Origin of the sequence: Pseudomonas eutrophicaquae, from assembly GCF_023544715.1 — a bacterium.
Lineage (GTDB): Bacteria > Pseudomonadota > Gammaproteobacteria > Pseudomonadales > Pseudomonadaceae > Geopseudomonas.
The window spans coordinates 1-7,487 of sequence record NZ_JAMJEZ010000040.1 but is presented as its reverse complement, the minus strand read 5'-3'; the positions used below and the strand labels follow the sequence as shown (position 1 = coordinate 7,487).

Below are 7,487 nucleotides of genomic sequence, written 5' to 3'. Positions count from 1 at the left end.
TCAACATCAGCAGACTCCGGGTGGTCAACGGGACGGCGATTTTACCCGGAGGTGAGCCTGGTTTTTAGAGGTGCCCTGAAGGGCTCATAGTTGCCCTCGACGGCCACCTTCAGGGGGCGGGCATCCGCGATGGCCAGCCAGCTCAGCAGGCTCAGCAACAGCAGGCAGCGGGCACCGCGCAGGTGACATATACGCATCGGAGCGCTCTCCTGAGATGGGGTGGGGAATTCTCCTGCAGTGTAGACGGCGGATGGCCGCATTGCTGGCGGGCTCAAGCGATGCCCCCGATACCGGTGTGATAGCCGAAAAGTTCCGCTGCAACATAACCTTCATGTCGTCGTTATCTTTCTGCAATCTCGCCTCGACAAGATTCCCCCAGCTCCCGCCGGCCAGACGCCACGGGCACTTACGAACGCTAAGACCAATGAGGGGAATCCTCCGATGATCCGCAAGCATTTTGCCGGCGTAGCCTTCAGCGCCCTGGCCCTGGCTGTCTCCGGGCAGGCTCTGGCCGGTACCGTCACCACTGACGGTGCCGACATTGTCATCAAGACCAAAGGCGGCTTCGAGGCCGGAACCACCGATAAGCAGTTCGGCTTCAAGCTGGGCGGCCGCCTGCAGGCGGACTTCGATGCCTTTGACGGCGTCTACACCCGTAACGGCAATCGTGCCGATGAGGCTTACTTCCGCCGGGCGATTCTGGAACTCTCCGGTGTGGCTTACGGTGACTGGAAGTACAACTTCAATGTCGACTTCGGCGAGTCGGGCAACAGCAAATGGGACGAGGCCTCCGTCACCTACACCGGCCTCAAGCCGGTCAACGTGAAGATCGGCCGCTTCGACCCGGACTTTGGTCTGGAGAAGGCGACCAGCTCCAAGTGGGTGACCACCATCGAGCGTTCGGCCATTTATGACCTGGCTGACTGGGTCAACGACAAGCAAGATGGCATGGGCATCCAGGTTAGCGGCACCACCGGCATGTTCTACGGCTCGGCCGGTCTGAACCGCGCCAAGGGTAACGAAGATGCCGACGGCCAGAACAACAACACCGTCAACCTGCGCGGTGTGATTGCGCCGATGGCCGAGTCGGGCAATGTGCTGCACTTTGGTCTGAACTACGCCAACCGCAGCGTCGAGGACTTCGATGGCCGGGTGCGTTCGCGCATGAACGTGCGGGGCACCACCGAGGATTCGGTCAACGGCAACCGTCCGGACTTCGCCCGCGGTGTGGCCGGAGAGTTTGATGGCGACAGCGCCTGGGGTCTGGAATTTGCCTATGCGGCCGGTCCGTTCTCGGTGCAGAGCGAATACCTCAAGCGTGACATCGACGCCAAGTCCGGCTCGCTGCGCCGCGATCGTGAAGCCACCGGTTACAACGTGCAGCTGGCCTACACCCTCACTGGTGAGGCGCGTGGCTACAAGCTGGACGGCGGCAAGTTCGACAGCATCAAGCCGGCCAACAAGGCGATCGGTGCCTGGGAAATGGTCTACCGCTACGACAACCTTGAGGCTGAAGAGTCTGGCTTCATCGACAGCAAGGCCAAGATCCACACCCTGGGCGTGAACTGGTACGCCAACGAGGCGGTCAAGGTCTCGGCCAACTACCTCACGGCCAGCACGGATAACCTGACCAACGCGGCGGGCGACGATGACGGCGACGCCATCAGCCTGCGTCTGCAGTACGCCTTCTGATCGAGGCGAGCAATATCCCCGTGCGTATGACGGTCGCACGGGGCTCCATGTCCGTATAGCCCCGCAGCCTGTCTGTGGGGCTTTTTTCTGGGCGCACAACCAGCCAGACTAGCGGCCATGAAACTGCTGACCCTGCCTGCCCTTGCCGACCTGCCCGCCGCCCGCTGGGATGCGCTGTTGCCTGATGCATCGCCCTTCCTGCGGCATGCCTTTCTGTCCAGTCTGGAAGAGAGCGGTTGCGTGGGGGGCCGCAGCGGCTGGTACCCGGCTCACCGGCTGATGGCTGGTGCCGAGGGCTCGCTGCACGCCGCGCTGCCGGCCTATGTAAAGAGCCACTCGCGTGGGGAGTATGTGTTCGACCATGCCTGGGCCGATGCCTGCCAGCGTGCCGGGATTGCCTACTACCCCAAACTACTGGCGGCGGTGCCATTCTCGCCGGTGGGCGGTGCGCGGCTGCTGGCGCGCGATGACGCCGCGGCGGCGTCGCTGCTGGAGGCGGTCGAGGTGCGTCTGGCGGAGGAGGGGCTGTCCGGGCTGCACATCAACTTCACGGATGCGTTTGCCGATCACCAGCTGCAGCAGCGACCGGGCTGGCTGATGCGTCTGGGCTGCCAGTTTCACTGGCTGAACCACGGTTATCGCGATTTTCAGGACTTTCTTGATGCGCTGGCCTCACGCAAGCGCAAGCAGCTGCGTAAGGAGCGCGAGCAGGTGGCGGGGCAGGGGATCGACTTCGATTGGCGGGCGGGGCATCAGCTGGTCGAGGCGGAGTGGGATTTCATTTATGCCTGTTACGCCAATACCTACGCCGTGCGCGGCCAGTACCCGTACCTGACCCGGGAATTCTTCAGCCTGTTGGCGGCGCGGATGCCCGAAGCGATTCGCGTGGTGCTGGCGCGCCAGCACGGGCGTCCGGTGGCGATGGCGCTGTTCCTGCTGGGGGAGGGCGTTTTGTACGGGCGCTATTGGGGCTGTCTGGCCGAGTTCGATCGTCTGCATTTCGAGGCGTGTCTGTATCAGGGCCTGGAGCTGGCGCTGGCCCTGCAGGTGCAGCGTTTTGATGCTGGTGCTCAGGGGGAGCACAAGCTGGTGCGCGGCTTTGAGCCGGTGCTGACCCGCTCCTGGCATTACCTGCGCCATCCGAGGCTACGCACGGCGGTGGCGCAGTTTCTTCTCGAGGAGCGGGCTGGCGTTGAGGCCTACGCTGCGCAGGCGCGCAGCGCATTGCCATTCCGGCAAGGGTGACGGCGGGCATGAGCGATCAGAGGCGACGGGCGCTCTGGATCAGGATCGGCTCGGCCGGCACATCGCGGTGCATGCCGCGGGTCACGGTGCGTACCCGGGCGATCTGGTCCACCACATCCATGCCACGCACCACCTTGCCAAACACCGCATAACCAAAGCCGCGCTGGCCATGATCGAGGAAGGCGTTATCGGTCAGGTTGATGAAGAACTGGCTGGTGGCGCTGTTGATCTCGTTGGTGCGAGCCATGGCCAGGGTGCCACGCACGTTGTGCAGGCCATTGTTGGCCTCGTTCTGAATCTCCTCGCGGGTAGGCTTTTGCTGCATGTCGGCGGTAAAACCACCGGTCTGCACCATGAAGCCCGGGATGACCCGGTGGAACTGCACGCCGTCATAGAAGCCGCTATCAATGTAGGTGAGGAAGTTGTCGACGCTCAGGGGCGCGCGCTGGGCATCGAGCTCGACCTCGACCTCGCCGAGATTGGTGGTGAGCAGCACGCGCGGTGCTTCACTGGCCAGGGCGGCGGCGGAGAGCAGCAGGCTGCAGGCTGCAAGAATGACGTTTTTCAGCATGGTGGGGAGTCCTTTGCGGGGGAGCGGTAGTTTTAGCATGTTCGCACAGGGCTTAGAGAGGGTCAGCGGGTTGATGTTCCCGCCGCGCAGGGTGCAGCGAGTCGGGGCGTGATGGCCTTCTGCCCTCGGCGGGAAACGGGTATCGTCGCGTCTTTTTTGCGGTAGAGCCGGTCATGGGTTATCTGGTGTTTGTCACGCTGCTCTGGGCGTTTTCCTTCAGTCTGATCGGTGAGTACCTCTCCGGCCAGGTGGACAGCGATTTTGCCGTGCTCAGCCGGATTCTGTTGGCGGGGGCGCTGTTTCTGCCGCTGACCCGCTGGCGTGGGGTGGCCCCGCCCTTTATCCGTGGGCTGCTGTTGGCCGGGATGCTGCAGTTTGGTCTGACTTATGTCTGCCTGTATCGCAGCTTTGCACTGCTCACGGTTCCGGAGGTGTTGCTGTTCACGGTGCTGACGCCCTTGTACGTGACGCTGATCGACGATGCGCTGAGTCGCCGCTTCAACCCTTGGGCGCTGCTGGCGGCGCTGGTGGCGGTGCTGGGGGCAGTGATCATTCGTTATGGCGCGGTGAGTGGCGATTTTCTGCTGGGCTTTGTGCTGCTGCAGGTGGCCAATGCGGCCTTTGCGGCCGGGCAGGTAATGTACCGCCAGCTGGTGGCTCGCTACCCTTCGGATATTCCGCTGTACCGGCGCTTTGGCTATTTCTATCTGGGGGCCTTGGCGGTGGCCTTGCCCTCCTTCCTGGTGTTCGGCGATGCCTCGCGCTTGCCCAGCACGCCGCTGCAATGGGGCGTACTGCTGTGGCTGGGGATTGCGGCTTCGGGGCTTGGGCTCTACTGGTGGAACAAGGGCGGCACCCGCGTAGATGCAGGCACTCTGGCGGTCATGAACAATGCGCTGGTGCCCGCGGGGTTCCTGGTCAATCTGCTGCTATGGAACCGTGAGGCGGATCTGGGGCGTCTGGCACTGGGCGGGAGCGTGATCCTGGTCTCGCTGTGGATCAATCGATGGGGTCGGCCCGCCCGGCCGACGGCATAGTATTGCGTCCTGCGTCGGCAATGAATCCACCAGTTGCAGGCCGACTCAGGGTAGTCTATGCGCCAGAAAACTCTCCATTCGAGGTAATCCGTGTTCGCTGATTTCGGTTTGCACGAGCGTCTGCTCAAGGCGCTGGCGTCCCTGTCCTTTGTCGAGCCGACGCCGGTTCAGGCAGCCGCCATTCCCGCCGCCCTTGAGGGGCGCGATCTGCGGGTGGTGGCCCGTACCGGCAGCGGCAAGACGGCTGCCTTTGTGCTGCCGGTGCTCGACCGCTTGCTGGCCAGCCCCGCGCCGCGCGCCGGTGCCCGGGCGCTGATCCTGCTGCCGACCCGCGAGCTGGCCCAGCAGACGCTGCGTGAAGTGCAGCGCTTTGCCCAGTTCACCTTTCTCAAGGCCGGTCTGATCACCGGGGGGGAGGGCTTCAAGGAGCAGGCGGCAGCGCTGCGCAAGAACCCAGAAATCGTCATTGGTACGCCTGGTCGCCTGCTGGAGCATCTGGCCGCCGGTTCGCTGGATCTGTCCGATGTCGAGGTGCTGGTGCTCGATGAGGCGGACCGCATGCTCGACATGGGCATGGGCGAGGACGCGCTGAAGCTCGCTGAAGCCTGCAGCGCTGAAGCGCGCCAGACGCTGCTGTTCTCGGCGACCGGCGGTGGCCGGGTGCTGGAGCGGGTGATCGAGCAGGTACTGCGTGATCCGCAGCTGCTGATCCTCAATCGTCGTAATGAGCTGAACGAGAAGCTCGCCCAGCAGGTGATCACGGCCGACGATGTAGCGCACAAGGAGCGGCTGCTGCAGTGGCTGCTGGCGCATGAGGCCTTCGCCCAGGCGATTGTCTTTACCAATACCCGGGTGCAGGCGGATCGTCTGGCTGGGGTGTTGCGTGCCTCGCGGGTGAAAAGCTACGTCCTGCATGGCGAGAAAACGCAGGAGGAGCGCAAGCAGGGTGTCGAGCGCCTGCGTCAGGGGCATGTACAGGTCCTGATCGCCACCGACGTTGCTGCCCGCGGGCTGGATATCGAAGGGGTCGATCTGGTGATCAACTTCGACATGCCGCGCAGCGGTGACGAGTACGTGCACCGGGTCGGGCGGGCAGGGCGTGCCGGTCAGGACGGGCTGGCGATTTCGCTGGTCTGCCATAACGACTGGAACTTGATGTCGAGCATCCGCCGCTATCTGCAGCAGGCTTTTGAGATGCGCCAGATCAAGGAGCTGCCCGGCAGTTATACCGGGCCGAAGAAGGTCAAGGCCTCCGGCAAGGCGGCGGGCAGCAAGAAAAAGAAGCAGCAGAAAAAAGACAGCACCCCGGCGCGAGTGCGCAAGCCTCAGGCTCGCAAGAGCGCGCCGGCTGCGGCGCTGGGGGATGGTTTTGTAGCGCCCAAGCGGCGCCCGTCGCAGGAATCCAGCTCCTGAGGCGGTGTATGGCGCCGCCTGGCGGTGCGCTCAACGTGACAGGCACACGACAGTGTGACGTTTGATTGGTGAGGAGTTTTTTGATGAGGATGGGGATTTTTCTGCTGCCTGTGGTGTTGGCCGGTACGGCCGGGTGCGCGATGACGGCCCAGCAGTCACCGGCCCCTCAGTCGGCTGTTTCGGGGGGTACGGTGGGTGTCTGGAGTGATATGCCACGTACCGCGCAGCGTCCGATGAGAGAGATGGTGCCTATGCCTCCGGGTGCGTCGGCTGCTGCCGCGATGCCACGGCCAGCGCCCGCGCCGGTTGCGGCACGCCCTGTGGCGCCACCCGCACCGCTGCCAGCCGCCATGCCGGCACCACGCCCCATGCCGGTTGCACCGAGCGTGCCCGGGGTTCCGGTGCAGGGCCTGATGGTGGAGACGCCGGCCCCGGCCCGTGCGCCGCTGCCTCAGCCAGCCTCGGTTGTCGCCTCCAGCAACCAGTGCTGGGTGCAGTCGATTGTGCGTCCGCGTCCGGTGCAGCAGGCCGTGGATGTTGTGGTGCGTGATCCGGTGAACAAGCTGCAGGTGCAGCCGGCGGTGCTGGGTGATGGCAGCAAGCAGGTGGTGATCAAGGCGGGAACCACCATGTATGAAGTGCAGGCGCCGGTTTATCGTCCGGTCACCGAACGTGTGGAGATCAAGCCGGAGGTGCGCCGCACGGTGGTGGTGCCAGCGGTATTCCGTGATGTCAGCGAGACCGTGGTCATCGAGGCGGCACGTACCGAGCTTGAGCCCTGCAAGGCGGCGGGTGGTGTGCGTTACTCGAACGCGCCGGTCAGTGCGATGTGTGCTCGCGAGATCCCAGCCAAGACCCGTACCGTGCAGAAAAAGCAGCTGGTGACGCCTGAGACCACCAAGGTTGTGGTTGAGCCGGCCGAGTACAAGGAGGTGACGCGCTGGGTGCTGGAAGCACCGGCCAAGACCATCCCGGTTCAGGTGCCGGATGAAACGACCAAGCTGTCGGTCAAGTCGATCGTCCGGCCCGAGCAGGTGCGCGAGCAGACTGTGCCTGCTGAGCGTCAGCAGATCGAGGCGACTCGTTATGCGGGTGAGCCAAAGCTGGTGACCGTGCCGGCAGTCTGTGATGCGGACATCAACGAGCCGATGATTCTTGCTCTGCAGACCGTGCTCCAGCGTGCAGGGCTCAATCCTGGGGAGCTGGATGGCAAGCTGGGGCGTCGTACAATCGAGGCGCTGCTTGAATATCAGCTGCGCAATGGCTTGGCATACGGCGCTCTGACTTACGAGAGCTTGGAGCATCTTGGGATTCGTTGAGTCCTGCGCTCTATGCCCCAGATGAAGTGGTGCTGAACAGAAAAGGAGGGGCTTTGCCTCTCCTTTCTGCTAGGAGTTGATTAAAGTGCTTGACGAAGTCAGAGGGGTGTCTATAATGCGCCCACTTCTGCAGCGATGCCGAAAGTGCTTAGGAATCAATAAGTTGCGTCGTTGTTTTCTGGGTTGATGTGATTTCTTGGTTTTGCTTTT

Annotated in this window: 7 protein-coding genes; 5 read left to right on the top strand and 2 right to left on the bottom strand. The window is 63.4% G+C overall.

The genetic code is table 11. The features are described from left to right. Positions 1-41 precede the first annotated feature (41 nt). Complete coding sequence (locus MXC11_RS11925; protein WP_250010398.1) at positions 42-197, bottom strand: hypothetical protein; 156 nt, start codon at positions 195-197, stop codon at positions 42-44. 244 nt (positions 198-441) lie between these two features. Here MXC11_RS11925 and MXC11_RS11920 point away from each other — a divergent pair, with 244 nt between their 5' ends. Together MXC11_RS11920 and MXC11_RS11915 are read left to right on the top strand one after the other, a co-directional pair. Then, entirely contained in the window at positions 442-1,692 is a 1,251-nt protein-coding gene (locus MXC11_RS11920) for an OprO/OprP family phosphate-selective porin (RefSeq protein ID WP_250010397.1), read from the top strand. A 117-nt stretch (positions 1,693-1,809) separates the two neighbouring features. Then, positions 1,810-2,937: a GNAT family N-acetyltransferase gene (locus MXC11_RS11915; protein WP_250010396.1), complete on the top strand. Its 1,128-nt coding sequence runs from the start codon at positions 1,810-1,812 to the stop codon at positions 2,935-2,937. A gap of 16 nt (positions 2,938-2,953) precedes the next feature. Here the strand turns inward: MXC11_RS11915 and MXC11_RS11910 are convergent, their stop codons facing one another. Then, complete coding sequence (locus MXC11_RS11910; RefSeq protein WP_250010395.1) at positions 2,954-3,508, bottom strand: peptidylprolyl isomerase; 555 nt, start codon at positions 3,506-3,508, stop codon at positions 2,954-2,956. A 173-nt stretch (positions 3,509-3,681) separates the two neighbouring features. Here MXC11_RS11910 and MXC11_RS11905 point away from each other — a divergent pair, with 173 nt between their 5' ends. The 3 genes from MXC11_RS11905 (at position 3,682) to MXC11_RS11895 (ending at position 7,277) form a co-directional block, all read left to right on the top strand. Continuing rightward, on the top strand, positions 3,682-4,545 hold the full coding sequence (locus MXC11_RS11905) for an EamA family transporter (protein WP_250010394.1): 864 nt from the start codon (positions 3,682-3,684) through the stop codon (positions 4,543-4,545). A gap of 90 nt (positions 4,546-4,635) precedes the next feature. Next, on the top strand, positions 4,636-5,958 hold the full coding sequence (locus MXC11_RS11900; protein ID WP_250010393.1) for a DEAD/DEAH box helicase: 1,323 nt from the start codon (positions 4,636-4,638) through the stop codon (positions 5,956-5,958). A 368-nt stretch (positions 5,959-6,326) separates the two neighbouring features. Then, positions 6,327-7,277 carry a peptidoglycan-binding domain-containing protein gene (locus MXC11_RS11895; RefSeq protein ID WP_250010392.1) on the top strand — a complete coding sequence of 317 codons (951 nt, stop codon included), beginning with the start codon at positions 6,327-6,329 and terminating at the stop codon, positions 7,275-7,277. Positions 7,278-7,487: the final 210 nt, after the last annotated feature.

What these genes read in the sequence shown, in the direction of transcription:
- MXC11_RS11925 (WP_250010398.1), bottom strand. Translation starts at nt 197, where the DNA reads ATGCGTATATGTCACCTGCGCGGTGCCCGCTGCCTGCTGTTGCTGAGC.
- MXC11_RS11905 (WP_250010394.1), top strand. Translation starts at nt 3,682, where the DNA reads ATGGGTTATCTGGTGTTTGTCACGCTGCTCTGGGCGTTTTCCTTCAGT.
- MXC11_RS11910 (WP_250010395.1), bottom strand. Translation starts at nt 3,508, where the DNA reads ATGCTGAAAAACGTCATTCTTGCAGCCTGCAGCCTGCTGCTCTCCGCC.
- MXC11_RS11915 (WP_250010396.1), top strand. Translation starts at nt 1,810, where the DNA reads ATGAAACTGCTGACCCTGCCTGCCCTTGCCGACCTGCCCGCCGCCCGC.
- MXC11_RS11895 (WP_250010392.1), top strand. Translation starts at nt 6,327, where the DNA reads ATGCCGGTTGCACCGAGCGTGCCCGGGGTTCCGGTGCAGGGCCTGATG.
- MXC11_RS11920 (WP_250010397.1), top strand. Translation starts at nt 442, where the DNA reads ATGATCCGCAAGCATTTTGCCGGCGTAGCCTTCAGCGCCCTGGCCCTG.